We start from the raw sequence: 21073 nt of genomic DNA, 5'->3' as shown, positions 1-21073 counted from the left end.
GTATATGGGTCTGAAGAGCCTTTTCACTTTTATCTTGGGATTTCGATGCCGTCCACGATTTGTTTCACCACCTGCTGGGCGGTCAATCCTTCCATTTCCCTTTCCGGGGTGAGCAAAATGCGGTGCCCTAAAACGGGAATGGCCACTTTTTTGATGTCATCTGGAGTGATGAAATCCCTGCCGTTTATCGCGGCAAGCGCCTTTGAGGCATCCATGATGGCAATCGAGGCCCTGGGCGATGCGCCCAAGTAGAGATTGGCATTGCTCCTTGTGTTGTCCACTATGGAGGCAATGTACTTGAGCAGGTTTTTCTCCACAACGATTTCCTTGATGGTATCTTGGTACTCCGCGATCTGCTTTGCAGAAAGTAGGGCACTGACGAGGTCTTCCTCCACTTTGGCCTTCTGTTCGTGCTTGCTCTCCAAGATCTGGATTTCTTCTTCCAATGAGGGATAGCTCACATTGATCTTGAAAAGAAAACGGTCCAATTGGGCCTCTGGCAATCGATAGGTCCCTTCCTGTTCAATGGGGTTTTGGGTGGCAAACACTAAAAATGGGGGTTCCATGGCATATTCCACACCATCCATGGTGATCTGCCTCTCAGCCATGGCCTCAAAAAGGGCGGCCTGGGTCTTGGCAGGGGCCCGGTTGATCTCATCGATGAGGATGATGTTCGAGAACAAAGGTCCTTTCTTGAACTCAAATTCAGAAGTTTTGATGTTGAAGATGGAGGTTCCCAAAATATCGCTCGGCATCAGGTCCGGGGTAAACTGGATGCGACTGAAATCCACGCTCATGGTCTTTGCCAGCAACTTGGCCGTGACGGTCTTGGCCACCCCGGGAACCCCTTCGATGAGGGAATGCCCATTGGCCAAAATGGAAATAATGAGCAGTTCTATCATATCCTGCTGCCCAATGATCACTTTGCCCAGTTCGGACTTTATGTTGGAGACAGCTTCCTGTAGTCGGCTTAAATCCATGCGGGAATTGAACTGTATTGCGTCGTCTTGTGGTACGTTTTCTTCCATATGTTACTGCTTAAATGCGGTTATTTTTTTATTGAGTGCTATGCTTTCCTGCTCCGTGTGGGCATTTTTATTTTTCAGTTTCAAAATATATTCGATCAAAACCTTGGTTTCTTGAATGTCCTTACCGGCTTTGGCCGCAAGTAGCTGTATCGTCTTTTCGTTGATCTGTGCCGTTTCGATATGGTACTGACTGCGTATATGGGCCAAAAAGTAATTTATTTTTTTGTTGATCAGGTCCGTGTAGTCTTTATTTTGATGGTACAGCGACCCGACGGCCTGTGCAAACTCCACGGAAGAGTTTTTTAAGGGTTCGATGACGGGAATGATGCGCTGTTCCCGCTTGCCCTTGAAGATAACAAAGAGCAGGATGCCCAAAATGGACAAATAGTAGGCCCATTTCAGGGAAATTTGGTTGAGCACAAAACGCATGGGTGAATCAATGAACACCCGACCGGATTTTTTGTAATTGTCCCAGTAGAGCACATTGGCATCCTGGAGATAGGAAAAGGTATGGGCCACATAGTCCGAATTGCCCTTGAGCATATAATAATTGGAATAGGCCTGTGGGGTTGTGGAAATAATGAAATGGCCCTTTCCAAAACGCGTCTTGATCAGATTGGGTTTGGTCACCTCTTCGTCTGGCTCCCCATCCAGGTAGTTTTCAATGGTGTAGGAGATATGCCCTAAAATGGTGGCTTTGGTGGAATCCACGCTGGTAAAATAGGAGTTGAACACCCCTCGGGACAGTTTGAACTCTTCCTTTTCGAATTTTTCATGGGTCAGGTCCAAGATGGTCGTGCCCTCTTTCAACGAATAGTCGGCCCCAAAATCGATGTTCAGGGTATCCATCAGTTCCCAACCAAACCCAGTGGCAGCAATGAAAACGGTATTTCCTCGGTCCACATAGTCCAAGATCTGATTGGTTTCCTGCTGGTCCAAGTCAATATATTCGTTGATGAACATATAGTTGGACGTTAGAGTGGAATCTCGATCGATCAACACATCATAGACACTTTTATCCACCGTTTCAATCGTACTATTGGGGAAAATGGAAGGGAGTTCGTTATAGAGTACGAAACACCCGAACGGGATTTTGTCCACCGAAGTGTACGATGGCCGCCAATTGATGGGCCTGGGCCGCACAATTTCCGTAATGATGATCCCGACAACGATCAGGACAAACACCGCAATGACTATTTTCGATTTTCGGTCCATGCTATCTCGGGATTGAATTTTCTACGGCCTTGAAGCGCAGGTCCGTTTTGGCATAGCCAGATGCATCGATGGGCTGCTCCCCGTACCAGATGTTCTCATACAGATAAGAAGCTTTTTTGAACTCCAGTTGCAATTGGGTTTCGGTGATTTCCCGTTCATAGTCCACATTGGTCTTGTCAAAATGCCAATCGATGATGTGCTTTTGGGAAAGCAGTTTCAAGATTTTTAGGAACTGATAGCGGACGGCAAGCCGATAATCCCCGTTCTTGAGGGCCTCTTCCATCAACGAATCCAAGTCGATGTTCTCAATGTGTTGTTCAGAAAGGTCCAGGTCGATGATGGACCGTGCCTTTTGGGTAAAAATGGAACTGAACTTTTCATTTATTAACACTCGAACTAATAGATAAATGACTAAAATTCCCATGAGACCATACAAACTGAATTCTAGAAATGTCATGGTGCTCGGAGAAATCTCAATTCCAAAAGCTCCAAAAAGTTTTTGAAGCAGTTCCAAAAGCCATCTAACAAAACGCCATAAAAGATTGCTGGATTCCCCCGTTTTTACATCATAGTCAAAATCCTCCCCAGTGTATTTTTTGTCGAGGTCTTCCCCAATTTGGCGCTCCGTGAGCACCGAACTGCTGTCTATGGGCAGGGCAATGGAATCCTTCTGTGCAAGACCCAAGTTTGCCCACAATAAAAGGATTAGGATGTAGCTCTGTTTGATCACTGATCGGTCTGTCCTATTTGATCTATTTTACTTCTGGTGTTGATGTTGTACGTTTTCTCGTGTAAGGCATAAAAGAGGATGCCGTTCACAAACTGGGACAGACATTGGGCATATACCATCAAAATGAGCAACAGGCACAGACCGAGGGTATAAATGACTGTGGAAATGACCGAGCCGCCTACATCCACATTGTTTTCCACCACGTGGAAAGTATAGACCCCGATAATAATGGAGGGTACAATAAGGATAATGAAGAACAATAGGCCATTGAGCAAGCCGAGGATAAAATTGACCCCTACCGATCTCCAAAAATTGTTGATGACCAAGTTCCAGCCTTCCCCAAAACCATCGATCACGCCCTTGGATTGGCTCATCATGCTAAAAAAGGAAACCCCGATCCAAGCGGTCATGGCAAACTGGATGATATATTGCGCAAACATGCCCAATAATGGAATGAATGCCAAAACGAGTGCCGCGATGAAGAACAGGATATAAATGGGGATCAACAAAAGAATGAACATGAAGGTATTTCCAAAATTACCCTTAGTGTGTTCCCAGACCTCCCTTTTGTCAAATCCTTGGCCCTTGTGTTCGTCATATTTGACCAAATACGAGGAGCTCAAGCTAAAGTTGAAGCCCGCCACCAAAATGAATATGATGAAAAAAATGATGCTGCCCACGATAATATAGGTCCAATACGTGCCTTCGTTGCTTTCTCCCGAACCCATTCCGTACACATTGGTTCCCTCCGAGATTATGCCCACGAACCCCGATACCATCAAGTAGCTGGTGATCAACAGACCTATCAAGAAAATACCATTGTAGCTCAGGAACACATTGGTGAACTTTTTGATGTTCTGTCGTATAAATTCAAAATAAACGGAGAGGATATCGCCAAAATCGCGGTTGATCCTAAGCTCGATGTATTTGTCCTTCATGTAGTCTTCGGTTTAGTAAGATGGGATATAGGATATAATAAAAAACGATCAGTAACAATGACCCTCCAATAATGGAGAAGGCCAACCAATCGGGCATATTGGCATACCGGGTGATGAACCCTTCGATAAAGCCCGCTATGATGAAAAAGGGTATGGTGCTCACCACCACTTTCAGCCCGTCCTTGGCCCCTTTCATGAAGGAGACCCGCCTGGAAAAGGTCTTGGGAAAAAGGATGCTGTTGCCCATGATCAATCCGGCGCAGCCCGCCACAATGATCACGGAAATTTCTATGGTGCCGTGCAGCCAAATCTGGCGGTTCGCCTCAAAAAACACCCCTTTGGTATAGAAAAAGGTAATGAAGGCTCCCAACATCACCCCATTGCTGAAGAGAATATAGGCCGTACCAATGCTGGTGATCACCCCAAAGGCGAAGGCCAAAAAGCCCACACGGATATTGTTGATGGTGATCCCCAAAAAGGTGCCTATCTCGCTTCCGCTCTTATAAATAGCCGTGGGTTCCCCATTGGCAATATTGTTCAGGGTCTCGTTCACATAGGCGTCGCCCAGGATCAATCGCACAAAGGAGGTATCGTTCAGTGCGGAAATGGCACCGATGGCCGTGGCCGTGATAAAGATCAAGAAAGTGATCCACAAGGTTTTGTGGTATTGCCTAAAAAAAAGCGGGAACTCATGCGCCCAGAACTCAATGATCCGGTTGCCCGATTCCTTTTTGTTCTTGTATATTTTTTGATGTGCCTGTGACGCAAGGGAGTTCAGGTACAATAAAGTCTTGCTTTCCGCGTAATAGGTCTGTGCGTAGGCAAGGTCATTGGTGAGTTGGATGTAGCCATCTACAAGCGCATCTGGATCTGTATGTGAACCTGATGCGACCGCTTTTTCAAAAGCGATCCATTTTTCCTTATTTTGCTTCACAAAAGCAGCTTCGCGCATAGGTGGAATTTATTTTTTCCAAGTTTAAAAATACGTTTATATGGGCAACCTCCAAATCAATACAACGCAAAATGTCAACTTAGATTATAAGATCGTGGGCCTTGGGGAGCGAATCGTTGCTTTTCTCATCGATGGACTCATTTTGTACATGTATGCCTATTTGGTAAGCCTTATCAGCAATGCGATCGGGTTTATTTGGGAAGATACCTGGACACAACGCGGGTTGGCATCATTGATTTTTTTGCCGGCCATGTTCTATTCCCTTTTGATGCACAGCCTTTTTAACGGACAGACGGTGGGCAAGATGTTGATGAAAATGCGTGTGGTCCGCTTGGATGGCGCCCCGGTACACTGGAGCAATCTTTTGGTCCGATGGATGTTGCGCCTCGTGGATATTTGGATTTTTTTGGGATCTATAGGCATCTTGAGCATCCTGTTTTCGGAAAAAAGGCAACGGGTTGGGGATGCGGCCGCAGGCACCGTAGTGATCAGTACGAAACGAAAGACCAAGGTGTCCCATACTATTTTGGAAGAGGTGGAGGAAGCCTACGAGCCCCAGTTCACCAATGTGACCCTGCTTACGGACAAGGATGTCCGATTGATCAAGGAAACCTATCACATTGCCAAAAAGAGTGGGGATTTCAAGACGCTGACCGCACTCCGCATCAAAGTGGACAGTATCTTGAAGACCAATTCCAACCTTTATGATGTGCAGTACATTGATACCGTGTTGAAAGATTACAACTACTACACCCAAAAAATGTAAGCATGCTCTACCAGACCATTGACATATTGGGGACCATTGCCTTCGCCATTTCCGGGGTATTGGTGGCCATGGAAAAGCGGTTGGACCTTTTCGGCGTACTCATCATCGCCTTTGTCACGGCCATTGGGGGCGGGACCTTGCGGGACCTGCTCATAGGGAACACACCAGTGGTCTGGATGCGGGACCTTACCTATGTGCTCACCATTTTCATAGCCGTGGTCTTCGCCATTATTTTTGTGAAGCAGTTGAAGTATTTGAGAAAATCCCTCTTCCTGTTCGATACCATTGGGATTGGCCTTTACACCATGATCGGGGTGGAAAAAGGTTTGGAAGCAGAGCTTTTGCCCATCATGTGTATTTTTCTGGGCACCATGACGGCCTGTTTTGGAGGCGTCATCCGGGATATGTTGTGCAATGAGATCCCGATCATTTTTCGAAGGAAGGAAATCTATGCCACCACTTGCATCGTGGGAGGAGCCAGTTACTTTCTTTTTGTTCAACTTCCCATCAAGGAGGGTTATGCCTACATCGCGGCCATTGTAGTGGTGATCACCTTAAGGTTGTTGGCCGTCAAGTTCGATATCCGCTTGCCCAGTGTCTATGAAAAAAAGACTGGATAGGGCCAGTTAATGACTTTGTCGTTAATTCTTGCTTAGCACGATTAATCCTTGCTTAATCTTTTTTACCCTTTTGTTAGCCTTCCCGTGCCAAGGATAGTACTACTTTGGCATTCAGTTTTGTAATCTTCATTAAGAATAAGGGCTGTCCCATATAGTGTCGGCCTTTTTACCAAACCAATCGAGACCTTTATATGAAAACACCAAAAATCGTTTTCCTGGCCTTTTTTCTCTCCGCTTCCTTTCTTGGCATGGATAGCATCAATGCCCAGGGATGTGTTGCTATCCGACATTTTTCATCCTGTGTGGGGAATACCTTGGAGAGTAATCTGTTGGGGCCGGGAGATATCCAAATAGGGAGCAACTACCGCTATTTCAAGTCTTTTCGCCATTTTAGGGGGACACATGAGGAGCCGGATAGGGTTTCCAATGACACAGAGGTCATCAACCATTCCCATTCCTGGGATTTTTTCCTGACCTACGGGATTACTGACCGTCTGTATACCAGCATTACCATCCCAACGGTGATCAACACTCGTTCCTCACTGTATGAGCATGGTAGGGACGAGCGGAATACTACCTACTCTAGGGGGCTTGCCGATATTAGGGTAGGGGTGGGTTACTGGTTGTTCGACCTTGAAAAGCACCAAAATGGAAACCTTGCCTTAGGACTGGGCATCAAATTGCCGACCGGAAACTTCAATGCCTCCGATATTTTCTACAATGTGGGTCCCGAAGGAGGTCCGGAGACCAGGCCTGTTGACCAGAGTATCCAACCGGGGGATGGGGGTTTTGGGGTTACCTTGGATTTTCAATTTTACCAGAAAATTGCCGAAAAACTGTTTGCTTATGGAGGGGGATTCTATTTGATCAATCCAAGGGAGACCAACGGTACACGGACATTTCGTGAAACCTTGAGCCCTCTTCTGGAAAATGAGGCCATTATGGCCGTTCCCGATCAATTTTCGGTGCGTGCCGGAGCTAGTTATGCCATAAGCAGTGTCATTTCGACTTCGTTGGGTGCTAGGTATGAAGGGGTTCCCGTAAAAGACCTTATTGGCGGGAACGAAGGTTTCAGAAGGCCGGGTAATGTACTTTCCATAGACCCGGGCATCGCCTTCATGAAGAACAATTTTTCCCTGAACCTCAATGTCCCTTTTGCCGTAAGAAGGGAACGTCCGCAGAGCGTCACGGACAAACAGACAGAGGAACTTACTGGGGAACCTAGGGCTGGGGATGCAGCCTTTGCCGATTATCTGATCAATGTTGGGGTTTCCTACCGATTTTCAAACAAAAAGGTGAAAGTCGCTCCTGAGTTGATGGGTGAATTCAAGAGCTGATCTTGTCGGACATAACATAGAATATTTTTAGGTTCCCTTTGGGAACAGTCAGCAAAACAGCAATACAATTTTAAAAAGAAATGTACAGGAACGGTAAAGGGCCGTTGGTCCTTTGGGGCTTTATGCTCTTTTTTTTGATGGGAGCATCTGCCCAAGCACAGGAAAGAATTATCGGAAAAATAGTGGATGCGGACAACGGTCAGCCCTTGTTGGGTGCCCAAGTTCTATTGGTTCCCAGCAACAAGGGAACAATCACGGATGACTTTGGGAGATTCTCCATCCTGAAGAATGGTGGGGACTACACCCTTATCGTAAAATATTTGGGGTATCAGGAAAAGCAGGTTTCGCTTTCTTCTTCGGATGTGGATATGGGGGTCATAGGACTTACCCGCTCCAATACCACTTTGGATGAGGTCATTGTGAGTGCATCGGCCAAAAATTTCAAGAGTGAATTTGTGGGGAGCAATTATCGCATCAATCCGGTTGCTCTGAAAAATATGAATCCATTGAACACCGAAGAGGTACTGCGCACCGTTCCCGGCGTGAACATTGTGGGGGATATGGGACTGTCCAACCGCCCCAACATTAGTATAAGGGGCTCTTGGGGAAGACGGTCCAAAAAAGTGCTGCTCATGGAAGACGGCACACCTTCGGCACCGGCACCCTACATCGCTCCTGGCGCCTACTACAACCCAGTTAGCGACCGTATCACTTCCGTTGAGGTGTATAAAGGGGCCGATCTGTTAAAATATGGTCCCAACAATATGTACGGAGCGGTCAACTACATCACTGCACTGCCTCCGCAAAAACCAACACTGCGCTTGAAATTGACAGGTGGACAGCGCAATTATACCTCGGGACTTTTTTCCTACGGGGGTACCTGGAAAAATATTGGCGGTCTGGTAGAAGGCGTGTACAAGAAGTTTGATGGCTTTATCGACAATTCATCCGTTGAGGTCTTGAACCTGAACGCGAAGATCTTTGCCCAGTTGTCCGATGACCAGTCCTTATACTTCAAAGTGAGTGGCCAATTCGAGGATAACCAGGCCTCATTGAGTTCCCAGACACCCTTCACTTTTGAAGCAGACCCTACCCAAAATCCTTTGGATGCCGATCAGTTCACCATGAGGCGGTATGGGGTAGATATCATCCATAAATGGCTGCCGAATGAGGACCTCAGCTTTACCACAAAGGTATATGCCTCCGATTTTGAAAGGGATTGGTGGCGACAGGTGACCGCAAAGGTGAGGGCATCCGAAGTCCAGAATTATGTGGGGGATGAGATTTTTGCGGACCGATACCGCTATCTGCAAGGCCGGTCGTTTGATGACGAAGATTATGTGATCGTGGGCAGGATTTTGAACGGACGCGAAAGCACCACGGATAGTAGGTGGATCTATAGGGTTTCGGGCATTAAGGAAACTATAAAGGCCAAATGGGAGGCTTTTAATGCTCCCAGCGAATTTGAAGCGAGCATCAACCTGCACAGGGAAACCTTCAAGGATGTGTTTTTGGAGGCCGACAGTTCCCGATGGGCGAGGAGCGGAAGGACCACCACGGACCTGTGGTACCGACTTTGGTCTGCGAACGGTTATGTTCGCAACGAATTCCATTTGGGCGATTTGGGTGTTGTCCCTATCCTGCGTTTTGAGCATGTGGACATGTACCGTCAGAATTTGTTGGTTCTGGCACAAGACCCAGACCTTCAGGGTACTTCCGAAGGGAGGGAACCCAGTGTGTACAATCAATTTTTACCGGGAATCACCTTGGATTATCCTTTAGGATCGGGTGAATTATACGGTAGCGTTTATCAGGGAATGATAGCCCCTTCCAAAGTCTTTGGGTTCTTGGTGGAGCAGGATGGCGTGGTGACCAACCCCTTGGCCGGACAGAGCATCAATATGGAGCCGGAGTTGAGCTGGAACAAGGAGCTGGGCTGGAGGGGAAGCCTATGGGCCAATCGTGTCCAAGGACAATTGACCTATTTCCACAATGCCAGCAGAAACTTTTATGCCGGGGGACGCAATGAGGTCTTTAACGAACTCGGCAAGATCAATGTACAGGGAGTGGAGATGGCCCTGGATACTGAATTGTTCAATGGAAAAGGTCATCAGCTCCATTTTTTGGCAAACGTCACCTATATGCATTCCAAGGTAATGGAAGGGAAATTGGAGGATAAGGATTTGTTTTCCCAAGTGGTCCATGGCACGGATACGCAAAACGAATACATCGAAAAAGTGAACGGCAATCGCAATGCATACGATGTTTATGTGGATACGGGAAGTGGAGAAACTTTGCTCACCGATGCTGCCATTGACACTGCCGATTTTCCAAACATTACCAAAAGTGTGATCAAGTTTGGTGATGATGGGCTTTCGGATGCCGAGGCACCCTATACCCCAAAAGTGAACTTGAGTTTGGGGCTGAACTACGACTGGAAGGGGCTTTCAAGTGGGTTCAATGTGCACCACGCGGGAAAACAATTCACGGAGTTCCACAATTTTGTGAGCGAATCGGCCGATGGGGCCATTGGGCAATTGCCCTCCTTCACCACCATCGATGCCTTTGTGAACTATGACTTTACCATTGCAAACTCGGTCGAAGCCACGGTATTTGTCAACGGAAAGAACATCACCGATGAAGTGTACAGGGCATCACGCCTGAACCGGGCCACCTCCGGGGTTTTTGCCGGAGGTTTTCGCCAGATCATATTTGGGATCAACCTGAAAATGTAAGGTCAACCGTTTATTTTGTCCCGAACACCTCTTCAAAAAAGTGTGTCATACGCTGCCAAGATCGGTCACTGGCCAGGGCATTGTATTCCATGCCTTGGTCGGGGGATTTGGCATTGGGATTCGTGAAGGCATGCCCGGTATGGCCAAAGATGTCCATTTCCCAAACCGCATTCCGTTCGGTGAGCTCATAGCCTAAGGCAACTATGTCCTTGGGAAAAGCAAGAGGGTCTTCCCAACCATGGAGCACCAATATCTTGGCCTTGATGTCGCCCTCCTGTTCCAGTCCCGGCGGATCGAATATGCCATGGAAGCATACGGTGGCCTTGATGTCCACTCCGGAACGTGCTAGGTCAAGGGCACATTTTCCCCCAAAGCAAAAACCGATGATCCCCACTTTTGTTGAGTCTGCCAACTCATGTTCCTTTACTTTTTCCAGGGCCAACAGCAAGCGGTCCAATAGTTCTTGGCGGTCTGCCAAGGCCTCATTCATCAATTCTTCGGCCTGATCGGCATCTTTTGCCCGTTTTCCCTTGCCAAAAACATCTATGGCAAAGGCCAGATAGCCCATTTTGGCCAGTTCGGTTGCCTTGTCCTCTTCGAATTTGGACTGCCCCATCCAGGTGTGGGAAACCATCACCACAGGGCGTTTGCCCTTGAAATCGGTGTCATGGGCAATGACCCCCTCATAGGTCTGTCCATTGCCGGAGTACGTAAATTTGTCTGTTTTGATCATAATGAGTTAGTTGTTCCTTGTTCAACCTAAATTAGGGTATTTTTTGATTGTTTTATAACACTTCGGCCTTCAGGATATAAACACTTTTCCATGGCCAGTCGCCATCGCCCACGGGAACCTTGTTGATGGCATCCACCACGTCCATACCCTCTATCACACGGCCAAAAGGCGTGTAGGAGCCATCCAAGTGATAGGACCCGGGATCGGTCACCACAATGAAGAATTCATAGGGAGAGGCCAGTTTGTGCGGATTGTCCCTTTCGCTGCTGGGCATGGAAATGGTGCCCCTGTGGTGCTTGTGTCCCTTTTTGGTGTCGGGCGGAAGCAGGTACCTCCCTATATCGGCCCGTTTTTTTGAGGTCTTTCGGTCATCGGAATTGCCGCCTTGGATGATGAAATCCTTCACAACCCTGTGGAACTGGGTGCTGTCAAAGTAGTTCTTTCGGGCCAGATAGATGAAGTTGGCCTTGTGGTAGGGTACATCATCATACAACTCAAGCGTGAAACTGCCCATGTTCGTGGTGAGCTTTACCTTGTTCTTTTTGAGCTCTTTCGCATAATTGAAAAAGAAATCAATGGCATTCTCCTCTGTCAGTACAAAAGCCTGTTCTTCTTCGGGTTCTTCCGGGGACGGGTCGTTTTCGGTTTTGGGGAGGGTATCCGTCTTTGCGATTTTTTCCTCAACTTTGTCCGTGTTCTTTTTTGGGGATTCTCCGCAGGAGATACATAAAATGAGCAATAATAATGTAGTAAAAGCCGATGGTCTCAACAGCATGAAATTTGATGAATTTAGTCAACTAGCCTTAAAAATAAAAAATCTCCCACTACCCGGGGAGGCCTCGCATCATAAAATGTCGCCGGAATTACGGATTCAATGGTTGAAGGCGCATAAAATTGAGGATTTCCAACCAAAGCGGGCAGGGGTTATGGCCCTGTTCTACCCCGATATGGCGAACGAGACCCGGTTGCTCCTGATTTTGCGTAAGGTATATGAGGGCATACATTCCAACCAGATCGGTTTTCCCGGAGGCAAAGAGGAGCAGGAAGATAGGGATTTGTTGCAAACGGCCCTTCGGGAGACCCACGAGGAAGTCGGGGTGCCCCCTCATGCGATAGAGGTCATAAAAGAGCTCAGCGAGGTCTATATCCCGCCCAGCAATTTTCTGGTGAGCCCTTTCATGGGTATCTATCCCGACCCCCGACCATTTGTGAAGGAAGAGAGCGAAGTAGAGCAGCTCGTCGAGGTCTTTCTTAGGGATTTCTTGGACGATTCCAACCATATTGAAGAAATATTGAGCACTTCTTATGCCATGAATATCAACGTACCTGCTTATAGATTAAATGGTTACACGGTTTGGGGCGCAACGGCCATGATGTTGAGTGAGATCAAGGAGCTTTTGCTGGAAGCGCTTTAAGGGCTATTTTGTAAATTTGTGTTCAATTTATTGATTCATGGGTCTGTTCAAGCGAAATCCTTTCGGCCATATCTTATTTTTAAAACGGTGGTTGATCCGTATAGCGGGGATGATGACCCATTCGCGTTACAAGAGGTTCAACACCCTGGAAATAGAAGGTTCACAGGTCATCCGTGACCTTCCCGAGACCAACGTCCTTTTTGTGAGCAACCACCAGACCTATTTTGCGGACGTGGTGGCCATGTTCCATGTGTTCAACGCCAGTCTTAAGGGACGGGACGACAACATCAAGAACTTGGGATACCTTTGGAACCCCAAACTCAACATCTATTATGTGGCGGCCAAGGAGACCATGAAGAAGAGCCTGCTCACCAAGATATTGGCCTATGCCGGTTCCATAAGCATTGAAAGGACATGGAGGGCCGATGGGCAGGATGTGAACAGACAAGTGAAGTTCAGCGATATCAGCAATATTGCGAAGGCCCTTGATGATGGTTGGGTAATCACTTTTCCGCAAGGGACCACTACGCCTTGGAAGCCTTTGCGCAAGGGCACGGCACACATCATCAAGCGGTACAAACCGGTGGTGGTGCCCGTAGTGATCGATGGTTTTAGGCGTTCTTTCGATAAAAAAGGGCTTCGTGTGAAAAAGAAGGGCATCCTACAGTCCATGCAGATCAAACAGCCTTTGGATATTGACTACGAAAATGAATCCATTGATGCCATATTGGAAAAATTGGAGTATGCCATCGAGCAGCATCCTTCTTTTCTAAAGGTGATTCCCAAAGAAGAACTCTTGGCCTATGAGGCCGAAAACGAGAAGAGACGCTACAGTTACCGGGGAGACTAGACCTCCAGTTTCTTTAGTTCGTTGTAGTTTTCCCGGAGCCTTTTTAGCAGAATTCCATAGAGCAATTTGTAGAACAGCCATACCAGTAGCAGTACAACGGCGGTAAAGACCACTGAAATGGTGATTACCATTGCCCAAAAGGAAAAACTGTTCCCGTCTTCCGATGCGGCCTGTACTATTTTTTGCCCCTCAGGGGAATACAGCAGAACACCGTACATGTTGATGATCAGGTAGGTGGTGAAGATGATCAGGTTGAACCAGACATATTGGGTCACCGTTCTTTTCACTTTGAGGATGGCCTTCATCAATTTTCTGGAGGAATCGGTAAAGGATATTTTTCTGTAATTGATATAGAATTTGTAGATAAAGTATAGGATAATGCCATAGTTGATGATGTTCAGTACCATGATCACCTTGTGTATGTGCAGGGCCTTGAGCTCTTCCATGGTCTCGGAATCGCTGAAGATGATATTGATCGCTGCCCAAAATACCAGCTCAATGAGACTGATATAAAATATCCACTTGACTATGGAGGACGATTTTTTCCAGGTCATCCCATAGATTTGGTCATAGGACAGTTTGGGAAGGTCGGCCTCCCTTTTTTGCCAGTCTTTTTTCAAGAACTCCAGTTCATCCACCATGTTCTAAGGATTTAATATGGTTCTTAGTTTATTTTTCACCCTGTTCATTTTTACCCTTGCATTTACCTCAGTGATACCTAATGTTTCGGCTATTTCCGAATAATCCTTGTCTTCCAGGTATAGAAAAACCAATGCCTTGTCAATATCGCCCAGCTGTCGGACCGCATCGTACATCAGCTTCAACTGCTTTTCCTCTGTATCATCGTACTCATTGGTCTTAATTCTATGTACGACAGAATCGTAGTCTTGGGTTTGCACCCTTTTCTTGGATTTTCTGTACAATGTAATGGCAGTGTTCAAGGCGACCCGGTACATCCATGTGCTGAACTTGGCATCTCCCCGAAACTTCGGATAGGCCTTCCACAGTTGGATCGTGATCTCCTGAAAGAGATCGTTGTGTGAATCCTTGTCGTTGGTATATAGGCTACATACCTTATGAACAATGTTCTGATTGTTCTCAAGTTCCGTCACAAAACGATGTTCCAGTTCTTTGTTCACTAAGGTTGGTAAGTTTGCCTTATTGGTATATCAAATGCAGTTTTTGTTACGATCCGTCCCAAAAATCTATTTCAGGTATTCCAAAACAGGGTGTCCCTTGCTTGGCATGGGACATATTTTCCTTTGATATGGAGTTTCGGACTAGGTTTCAAAGGTATTAAAAAACAGGTCCAAAATGATATCCCTGTTTTTGGAATACTTACATTTGCGAGCATGTCAAGCATGAATATCCCACAATCCAGTTTTCCAAGGGTCATCATTATCGGTGGGGGCTTTGGAGGCATAGCGCTGGCTAAAAAATTGAGCAAAAAGGAAGCACAGGTCGTTTTGTTGGACAAGCACAACTACCACAACTTCCAACCCTTGCTCTATCAGGTGTCCACAGGTGGGCTGGAGCCCGATTCCATAGCCTATCCCATCCGAAAGGTGTTGCAGGGGTATCCCAATTTCTACTTTAGGTTGGCCAATGTGTTGGAAATAGATACCCAAGGAAAAAGGGTGCTGACCAACATTGGGGATATCCGATACGATTATCTGGTGGTGGCCACGGGCTCCGAGACCAATTACTTTGGGAACAAGGGTATTCAAACCATGGGCATGGCCATGAAGACCATTCCCCAATCCTTGAACTTGAGGAGCTTGATCCTTGAAAATTTTGAACAGGCCCTTTTAACGGATGATCTCCATGAACGGGATGCGCTGATGAACTTTGTGATCGTGGGAGGAGGACCGACCGGGGTGGAGCTTGCTGGTGCATTGGCCGAGATCAAAAAAGGGATCCTTCCCAAAGATTATCCCGATCTGGACACCCGAAGGGCACAGATCAATCTGGTGCAGAGTGGGGACAGATTGCTTCCGGCCATGAGCGATGTGGCCTCCCGAAAGGCCGAACGCTTTCTGGAAGGTCTTGGGGTGAATGTATGGAAAAATATCCGGGTGGCCGATTATGATGGAAAATGCGTCACCACAAACACCGATACCGTTTTTGAAACGGCTACATTGGTTTGGGCGGCAGGAGTACAGGCCGTGGGCATAAAAGGCTTGGATGCAAAAGAAATTCTAGCTAGGGGCAATCGGTTGAAAGTGAACCACTTTCATCAAGTCGAAGGATTTGAAGAGATTTTTGCCATCGGCGATGTGGCCCAAATGCAGACCGATGCCTTTCCAGAAGGACACCCCATGATGGCGCAACCGGCCATTCAGCAAGGACGCAGTCTCGGGGAAAACATGGTTAGGTTGATCGATGGAAAACCCATGAAACCCTTTGTGTACAAGGACAAGGGGAGTATGGCGACCGTAGGAAGGAACAAGGCCGTGGTGGACCTGCCCAGGTTTAAGTTCCAAGGCGTGTTCGCCTGGTTTGTATGGATGTTTGTCCACCTCTATTTCTTGATCGGATTCAGGAACAGGGTAGTGGTCTTCATCAATTGGGTCTATAACTACATCCGTTTTGACAGGGAGGCGCGATTGATCATCCGGCCCTTTAAGAAACAGAACCAAGCGGACCGTAGCAAATTGATGCAGGATTAAGTCTGTCCTAATCTAGGTTTATTTCCGCGGATGGAACTCGTTCAATACCTTGGTCAGATGCACCCGATTGACGTGCATATAGACCTCCGTGGTGGTGATGCTCTCGTGTCCCAACATTTGCTGTATGGCCCTGAGGTCGGCCCCGTTCTCCAATAGATGGGTGGCAAAGGAATGCCGGAACGTATGTGGGCTGATGCTTTTTTTGAGACCGATTTTCTCGGCCAACTGTTTGATTACCGTAAAGATCATGGCCCTGGTCAACTGTTTTCCTCTCCGATTGAGAAAAACAACATCCTCATGCTCTTTTTGGATGGGAAGGTGCACCCGAATCCCATCGTGGTACAGTTGGATGTATTTGATATTGACGTCACTTATGGGCACAAAACGCTGCTTGTTTCCCTTTCCCGTGACCTTGATGAACCCTTCGTCAAAATACAGATCGGACAGTTTAAGGTTCACCAGTTCGGAGACCCTGAGGCCGCAACCATAAAGCGTCTCCAAAATGGCCCTGTTGCGTTCGCCTTCGGGTTTGGAGAGATCGATGGCGGAAATAAGATCATTGATTTCATCCACGGAAAGGGTGTCGGGTAGTTTACGTCCTATTTTAGGGGTCTCTATCAGGGCCATCGGGTTGTCGGTCCTATAATCCTCAAAGATCAAGTAACTGAAGAACCCCTTCAGTCCGGAAATGATACGTGCCTGTGATCGGGGGTTGAGGTTTTTGGCCACATCATACACAAACTGTTGGACAATTTCCCGGGAAATCTTGATTGGACTTTCGTTGATTTCATGCTCCCCAAGATAGCCGACCAGTTTTTGAAGGTCCAGGACATAGTTGCTGATTGAATTTTTCGAAAGCCCTCTTTCAATCTTCAAATAATTTTGATAATCCGTTATTGCCTGATGCCACTTCATGGACTAAAGATAGACACAAAAATGTTCAAATATGGCTCCTTTTGGTGCATCGGTCAACTCAAAAGGCACATTGGTCAATTGGAGCCAGAACGATAAAATTGTTTCGATATTTTCGGGATGTTTTTTTAAATGAACCTTTTTTATATCAATCTTGAATGCTTTTATTAGGATTTTTAGTACAAATACGCACTATATCCATTAAGAATACGTTTTGTTCTTGACAAAATTTTAACATATGAACAAAAAGACAGTAGTATTAGTAGTTGTAGCATTCATTGCATTCAGTTTTTCATCCATGGCTCAGTACGTGGACAGGAGCAGTTTTAAAGCAGGCGTTCATGCGGGTCTTCCCGTAGGTGATGCATCGGATTTTTCAAGTTTTAGTCTTGGTTTGGATTTGGCCTATCATTGGGGTGTCTCGGAACTATTTGATGCCGGTCTGGCCACAGGCTTTATCAACGCTTTTGGGGAAACAGGATCGGTAACGGTCGGAGAGATTACAGTGGAAGGCGAATTTGAAGACTTTCAGATAGTACCGTTGGCGGCAGCAATACGACTTTATCCAACGTATGATTTCAAATTGGGTGCAGATGTAGGATATGCCGTGGGCATAAATGAGGGCAATGAAGGTGGGTTTTATCTCCGTCCCTCTGTCGGGTATAACATCAGTGGTAATACCGAACTCAATGTTTCATATATCAATGTCAGCAACGATGGAAATTTTTCCATGGTGGCCTTGGGAGTTCTGTTTTTGTTCTAGCTAAAGAAAAACAACTGTTCATAGCCCCATGACCGAGCAGTTGAAAACCATGAATATTAACCAATTTAACACGAAAAAGAATGAAAAAATTACTTTTTGCTATTGCTATTTCGGTCCTAGGTTCAACAGTCCTTAAGGCGCAGACCAACTACAAGGCGGCCTTGGGTCTGGGCATCGACCTCTATGACGAGACCACTTTTTTTGGAGCCACGGGGAAGTATTTCTTCTCGGATAACCATGTGGGCCAGGCCGATCTGGGTTTTGAGGACAATGCCACCATTGCCACCTTTCTGTATTCCTTCCACAAAGAGTTTGTGGGCGCGAAGGGACTGCGGTGGTATGCCGGTGTGGGACCCAGCATCATCTTTTTAAAGTACACGGACAATATTTTCGCCCTCCGCCCCCATGTGGGCATGGATTTTAAGGTGGACGGTGTGCCCTTTGTCATCAATTTTGATTGGCGACCCGCCGTGGTCCTCAGTGAAGTGGGGGAAAATGAAGTGGCCGCATTTGGCTTTGGCCTCCAGTTCGCCATAGATTGAAAATCGTTATAACCAATTGACAAAAGCAGGTGAAAACCTGCTTTTTTTATGTCCGGGAAAATTGTCCATAGCAATAACATTTTAATTTTCCCACAAGAGATTAGGGAAGTAGATTGTTATATTTGCGCATTAACTAAAACTATTCTATCGTGAAAAAACAATTTGTTCTATCGGTATTTTTTGTATTTGTTTTGACCATCAGCACATATGGTCAGGAAGGTTTTGCTGCCAAGGCAGGTTTCAACAATGTGTCTATCAGCATTGACACGGACGATTCCTTTTTTGGTGATGCAAGCGACAGTGAACTAGGATTTTACCTAGGTGGGGGCTATAATTTTGAGCTTTCTGAAGATTTTGACATTGAGCCATCTTTGCTCTTCAGCTTTGTGGACGATCTTACCTCACTGTACATTCCTGTGATGTTCAAATACAAGGTTGCCGATAAGTTCAACATCCAAGGAGGACCACAGATCAACTATTTGTTGGAAGATCTTCCTGATGGTGAGTTTGGCCTTGACCTGGCCATTGGAGGTGGTTACCAAATCGATTCCAACTGGTTTGTGGAGGCGAGATATGGCTTCCAAGTATCCAGAGGTGGAGATTTTGGAGATTTTGTGGACATCAATACCCTTACCGTTGGTGCGGGGTATAGGTTCAATTAAGCCCACACCCTTACATGAAATAAAAGCGGAAGTGATCACTTCCGCTTTTTTTGTGCTTGAAAAATATCCTACTTTTACCAGTATGAAACTGATCATCATCAACGGTCCCAATTTGAACCTCTTGGGCAAAAGGGAACCGGAAGTCTACGGCAATACTACTTTTGAAGATTACTTCAAGCAACTACAGGAAAAATTCCCACAAGCGAAACTGGAATATTTTCAATCCAATATAGAAGGGGAAATCATCGGGAAAATCCAGGAAGTGGGTTTTGACTATGATGGCATCATCTTGAATGCCGCCGCCTACACCCATACTTCGGTAGGTATCGGGGATGCGGTAAAGGCCGTGACGACTCCTGTTGTTGAGGTCCATATCTCCAATACCCATAAGCGGGAGGAATACAGGCATGTCTCGTACATATCGCCCGGTGCAAAAGGAGTGATCTTGGGGTTTGGCCTACAGAGTTATGATTTGGCCATCCAGAGTTTTTTAGGCTAGGTCCTTCAAATACTTTTTATCCGCGTAGAAGGTTCCAAAAGGCAGTAGGGACGCCACAAAAAGTACAATATACTTCTTGATGCCCCACTTACGCTCCCAACAAAATACCAGGGCCACGACTACATAGAGGATAAATAGAATCCCGTGGGCATAACCCACAAATTTATTGGGTTCGGGAATGTCCGCCCAATGTTTCAAGGGCATGGTCATACCAAAAAGCAACAAATAGGAAATTCCCTCTAAAATGGCGGTGGCCCTAAATAGCTTTAGCATACAGCCTTCTTATAAGTGGATTACTTCATCATAGGCATCGGCAACCGCTTCCATCACCGCCTCGCTCATGGTAGGGTGGGGGTGTACGGCCTTCAGTACCTCATGTCCTGTGGTTTCGAGTTTTCGTGCCACAACGGCCTCGGCGATCATATCGGTAACGCCTACACCGATCATGTGGCAGCCCAACCATTCACCATATTTGGCATCGAAAATGACTTTGACAAATCCATCGGCGTTTCCTGAAGCCTTGGCTTTTCCACTGGCAGAGAAAGGAAACTTACCTACTTTGATGTCATACCCTTTTTCCTTGGCCTGTTTTTCGGTCAACCCTACAGAGGCGACTTCGGGAATGCAATAAGTACATCCAGGAATGTTGCCATAATCAAGGGCTTCCACGTGCATACCCGCTATTTTTTCAACACAGAGGATACCTTCGGCAGAGGCAACGTGGGCCAGGGCTTGACCTGGGGTCACATCGCCAATGGCATAATATCCCGGAATATTGGTCTGGTAGTAATCGTTCACCAAGATCTTATCGCGATCTACGGCGATGCCCACATCTTCCAGACCGATGTTTTCGATATTGGTCTTGATTCCGACAGCTGACAATACAACATCGGCCTCAAGCACTTCTTCGCCTTTGGAGGTTTTTACGGTGGCCTTTACGCCATCCCCCGAAGTGTCCACTTTGGTGACCTCGGCAGATGTCATGATCTTGACCCCCGTTTTTTTGAAGCTACGCTCGAGTTGTTTTGATACATCCTCATCCTCTACGGGGACAATGTTGGGCATAAATTCCACCACGGTCACCTCAGTGCCCATGGAATTGTAGAAGTAGGCAAATTCGATACCGATGGCCCCACTTCCCACAACGATCATCTTCTTAGGCTGTTTGTCAAGGGACATGGCTTCCCTGTACCCGATCACTTTCTTACCGTCTTGGGGAAGGCTGGGCAATTCACGGCTTCGCGCCCCTGTGGCAATGATGATATGGTCTGCGGAATATTCGGTGGTTCCACTGTCGGATTTGACCTCGACTTTTTTGCCTTTTTTTAGTGTTCCAAAACCATTGATGACCTCGATCTTGTTCTTTTTCATCAGGAATTGGACGCCCTTGCTCATACCGTCGGCTACCCCACGGCTTCGCTTGACCACGGCACCAAAATCGTGTCCCACGTTTTCGGCGTTCAATCCGTAATCACCGGCATGCTTCAAATATTCGAAGACCTGAGCGGATTTCAGAAGCGCCTTGGTGGGAATACATCCCCAATTGAGACAGACACCGCCCAGACTTTCTTTTTCAACAATGGCTGTTTTGAAACCCAATTGAGAGGCCCTGATAGCCGTAACATATCCACCGGGACCACTGCCCAAAACAATTATATCAAACTTGCTCATTAGATCGTGATTTTTAGTTGTTAGATTTGAAGCCGG

Annotated in this window: 23 protein-coding genes; 11 read left to right on the top strand and 12 right to left on the bottom strand. The window is 46.6% G+C overall.

Annotated features, from left to right (window positions below; genetic code table 11):
• Positions 1-29: 29 nt before the first annotated feature.
• From D2V93_RS09990 to D2V93_RS09970, 5 genes are read right to left on the bottom strand one after another with little or no spacing between them, the layout of a single operon-like run.
• On the bottom strand, positions 30-1028 hold the full coding sequence (locus D2V93_RS09990; protein WP_119619390.1) for an AAA family ATPase: 999 nt from the start codon (positions 1026-1028) through the stop codon (positions 30-32).
• 3 nt (positions 1029-1031) lie between these two features.
• Positions 1032-2243 carry a DUF4350 domain-containing protein gene (locus tag D2V93_RS09985; protein ID WP_119619389.1) on the bottom strand — a complete coding sequence of 404 codons (1212 nt, stop codon included), beginning with the start codon at positions 2241-2243 and terminating at the stop codon, positions 1032-1034.
• Between the two features lies 1 nt (position 2244).
• The gene (locus D2V93_RS09980; protein WP_147377400.1) at positions 2245-2973 is read right to left on the bottom strand and encodes a DUF4129 domain-containing protein; all 729 of its coding nucleotides are present in this window, start codon (positions 2971-2973) and stop codon (positions 2245-2247) included.
• Positions 2970-3911, bottom strand: a complete 942-nt coding sequence (locus D2V93_RS09975; RefSeq protein WP_119619387.1) for a hypothetical protein — start codon at positions 3909-3911, stop codon at positions 2970-2972. Before D2V93_RS09975 ends, D2V93_RS09980 begins: the two co-directional genes overlap by 4 nt.
• Positions 3886-4863 carry a stage II sporulation protein M gene (locus D2V93_RS09970; protein WP_072882842.1) on the bottom strand — a complete coding sequence of 326 codons (978 nt, stop codon included), beginning with the start codon at positions 4861-4863 and terminating at the stop codon, positions 3886-3888. The genes D2V93_RS09975 and D2V93_RS09970 overlap by 26 nt, the downstream gene beginning before the upstream one ends.
• 40 nt (positions 4864-4903) lie before the next feature.
• Here D2V93_RS09970 and D2V93_RS09965 point away from each other — a divergent pair, with 40 nt between their 5' ends.
• From D2V93_RS09965 to D2V93_RS09950, 4 genes are all read left to right on the top strand, one after another.
• Positions 4904-5629, top strand: a complete 726-nt coding sequence (locus tag D2V93_RS09965; RefSeq protein WP_072882844.1) for an RDD family protein — start codon at positions 4904-4906, stop codon at positions 5627-5629.
• A gap of 2 nt (positions 5630-5631) precedes the next feature.
• Positions 5632-6249, top strand: a complete 618-nt coding sequence (locus D2V93_RS09960) for a trimeric intracellular cation channel family protein (protein ID WP_119619386.1) — start codon at positions 5632-5634, stop codon at positions 6247-6249.
• A 191-nt stretch (positions 6250-6440) separates the two neighbouring features.
• Positions 6441-7586, top strand: coding sequence for a protein involved in meta-pathway of phenol degradation (locus D2V93_RS09955; RefSeq protein ID WP_072882848.1), 1146 nt, complete (start codon positions 6441-6443; stop codon positions 7584-7586).
• A gap of 80 nt (positions 7587-7666) precedes the next feature.
• Positions 7667-10321: a TonB-dependent receptor gene (locus D2V93_RS09950; RefSeq protein ID WP_119619385.1), complete on the top strand. Its 2655-nt coding sequence runs from the start codon at positions 7667-7669 to the stop codon at positions 10319-10321.
• A gap of 10 nt (positions 10322-10331) precedes the next feature.
• Here D2V93_RS09950 and D2V93_RS09945 read toward each other — a convergent pair whose 3' ends face one another.
• A complete protein-coding gene (locus tag D2V93_RS09945) occupies positions 10332-11054 on the bottom strand; it encodes a dienelactone hydrolase family protein (RefSeq protein WP_119619384.1) in 723 nt (240 codons plus the stop codon).
• A 52-nt stretch (positions 11055-11106) separates the two neighbouring features.
• Positions 11107-11829, bottom strand: coding sequence for a peptidylprolyl isomerase (locus D2V93_RS09940; protein ID WP_119619383.1), 723 nt, complete (start codon positions 11827-11829; stop codon positions 11107-11109).
• On the opposite strand from D2V93_RS09940, the gene D2V93_RS09935 reads away from it, so the two are divergent.
• Complete coding sequence (locus D2V93_RS09935) at positions 11828-12469, top strand: NUDIX hydrolase (RefSeq protein WP_072882924.1); 642 nt, start codon at positions 11828-11830, stop codon at positions 12467-12469. The two genes, D2V93_RS09940 and D2V93_RS09935, sit on opposite strands and share 2 nt — an antisense overlap.
• 37 nt (positions 12470-12506) lie before the next feature.
• Positions 12507-13319: a lysophospholipid acyltransferase family protein gene (locus D2V93_RS09930; protein ID WP_072882855.1), complete on the top strand. Its 813-nt coding sequence runs from the start codon at positions 12507-12509 to the stop codon at positions 13317-13319.
• On the opposite strand, the gene D2V93_RS09925 is transcribed toward D2V93_RS09930, so the two are convergent.
• Positions 13316-13960, bottom strand: coding sequence for a hypothetical protein (locus D2V93_RS09925; protein ID WP_119619382.1), 645 nt, complete (start codon positions 13958-13960; stop codon positions 13316-13318). The two genes, D2V93_RS09930 and D2V93_RS09925, sit on opposite strands and share 4 nt — an antisense overlap.
• 3 nt (positions 13961-13963) lie before the next feature.
• Positions 13964-14458 (bottom strand): RNA polymerase sigma factor, encoded by a 495-nt coding sequence (locus D2V93_RS09920; protein ID WP_072882857.1) that lies wholly within the window; start codon positions 14456-14458, stop codon positions 13964-13966.
• A 222-nt stretch (positions 14459-14680) separates the two neighbouring features.
• Between D2V93_RS09920 and D2V93_RS09915 the strand changes: the two genes are divergently transcribed.
• Positions 14681-15988: an NAD(P)/FAD-dependent oxidoreductase gene (locus tag D2V93_RS09915; RefSeq protein WP_072882928.1), complete on the top strand. Its 1308-nt coding sequence runs from the start codon at positions 14681-14683 to the stop codon at positions 15986-15988.
• Between the two features lie 18 nt (positions 15989-16006).
• Here the strand turns inward: D2V93_RS09915 and xerD are convergent, their stop codons facing one another.
• Complete coding sequence (xerD, locus tag D2V93_RS09910; protein WP_119619381.1) at positions 16007-16903, bottom strand: site-specific tyrosine recombinase XerD; 897 nt, start codon at positions 16901-16903, stop codon at positions 16007-16009.
• 235 nt (positions 16904-17138) lie between these two features.
• Here xerD and D2V93_RS09905 point away from each other — a divergent pair, with 235 nt between their 5' ends.
• The 4 genes from D2V93_RS09905 (at position 17139) to aroQ (ending at position 19366) form a co-directional block, all read left to right on the top strand.
• Positions 17139-17663: a hypothetical protein gene (locus tag D2V93_RS09905; protein WP_119619380.1), complete on the top strand. Its 525-nt coding sequence runs from the start codon at positions 17139-17141 to the stop codon at positions 17661-17663.
• 80 nt (positions 17664-17743) lie between these two features.
• Entirely contained in the window at positions 17744-18205 is a 462-nt protein-coding gene (locus D2V93_RS09900; protein WP_119619379.1) for a hypothetical protein, read from the top strand.
• 149 nt (positions 18206-18354) lie between these two features.
• Positions 18355-18867, top strand: a complete 513-nt coding sequence (locus D2V93_RS09895) for an outer membrane beta-barrel protein (RefSeq protein WP_072882864.1) — start codon at positions 18355-18357, stop codon at positions 18865-18867.
• Positions 18868-18949: 82 nt separating this feature from the next.
• Positions 18950-19366 carry a type II 3-dehydroquinate dehydratase gene (gene aroQ, locus D2V93_RS09890; protein ID WP_119619427.1) on the top strand — a complete coding sequence of 139 codons (417 nt, stop codon included), beginning with the start codon at positions 18950-18952 and terminating at the stop codon, positions 19364-19366.
• On the opposite strand, the gene D2V93_RS09885 is transcribed toward aroQ, so the two are convergent.
• Together D2V93_RS09885 and lpdA are read right to left on the bottom strand one after the other, a co-directional pair.
• Positions 19358-19639, bottom strand: a complete 282-nt coding sequence (locus D2V93_RS09885) for a DUF3817 domain-containing protein (RefSeq protein ID WP_072882867.1) — start codon at positions 19637-19639, stop codon at positions 19358-19360. The genes aroQ and D2V93_RS09885 overlap by 9 nt on opposite strands.
• Before the next feature lie 9 nt (positions 19640-19648).
• On the bottom strand, positions 19649-21037 hold the full coding sequence (lpdA, locus tag D2V93_RS09880; RefSeq protein ID WP_119619426.1) for a dihydrolipoyl dehydrogenase: 1389 nt from the start codon (positions 21035-21037) through the stop codon (positions 19649-19651).
• Positions 21038-21073 lie beyond the last annotated feature (36 nt).

Origin of the sequence: Flagellimonas taeanensis (assembly GCF_003584105.1) — a bacterium.
GTDB lineage: Bacteria > Bacteroidota > Bacteroidia > Flavobacteriales > Flavobacteriaceae > Flagellimonas > Flagellimonas taeanensis.
The sequence above is the reverse complement of the archived record's forward strand: the minus strand, read 5'-3'. Positions and strand labels throughout refer to the sequence as shown.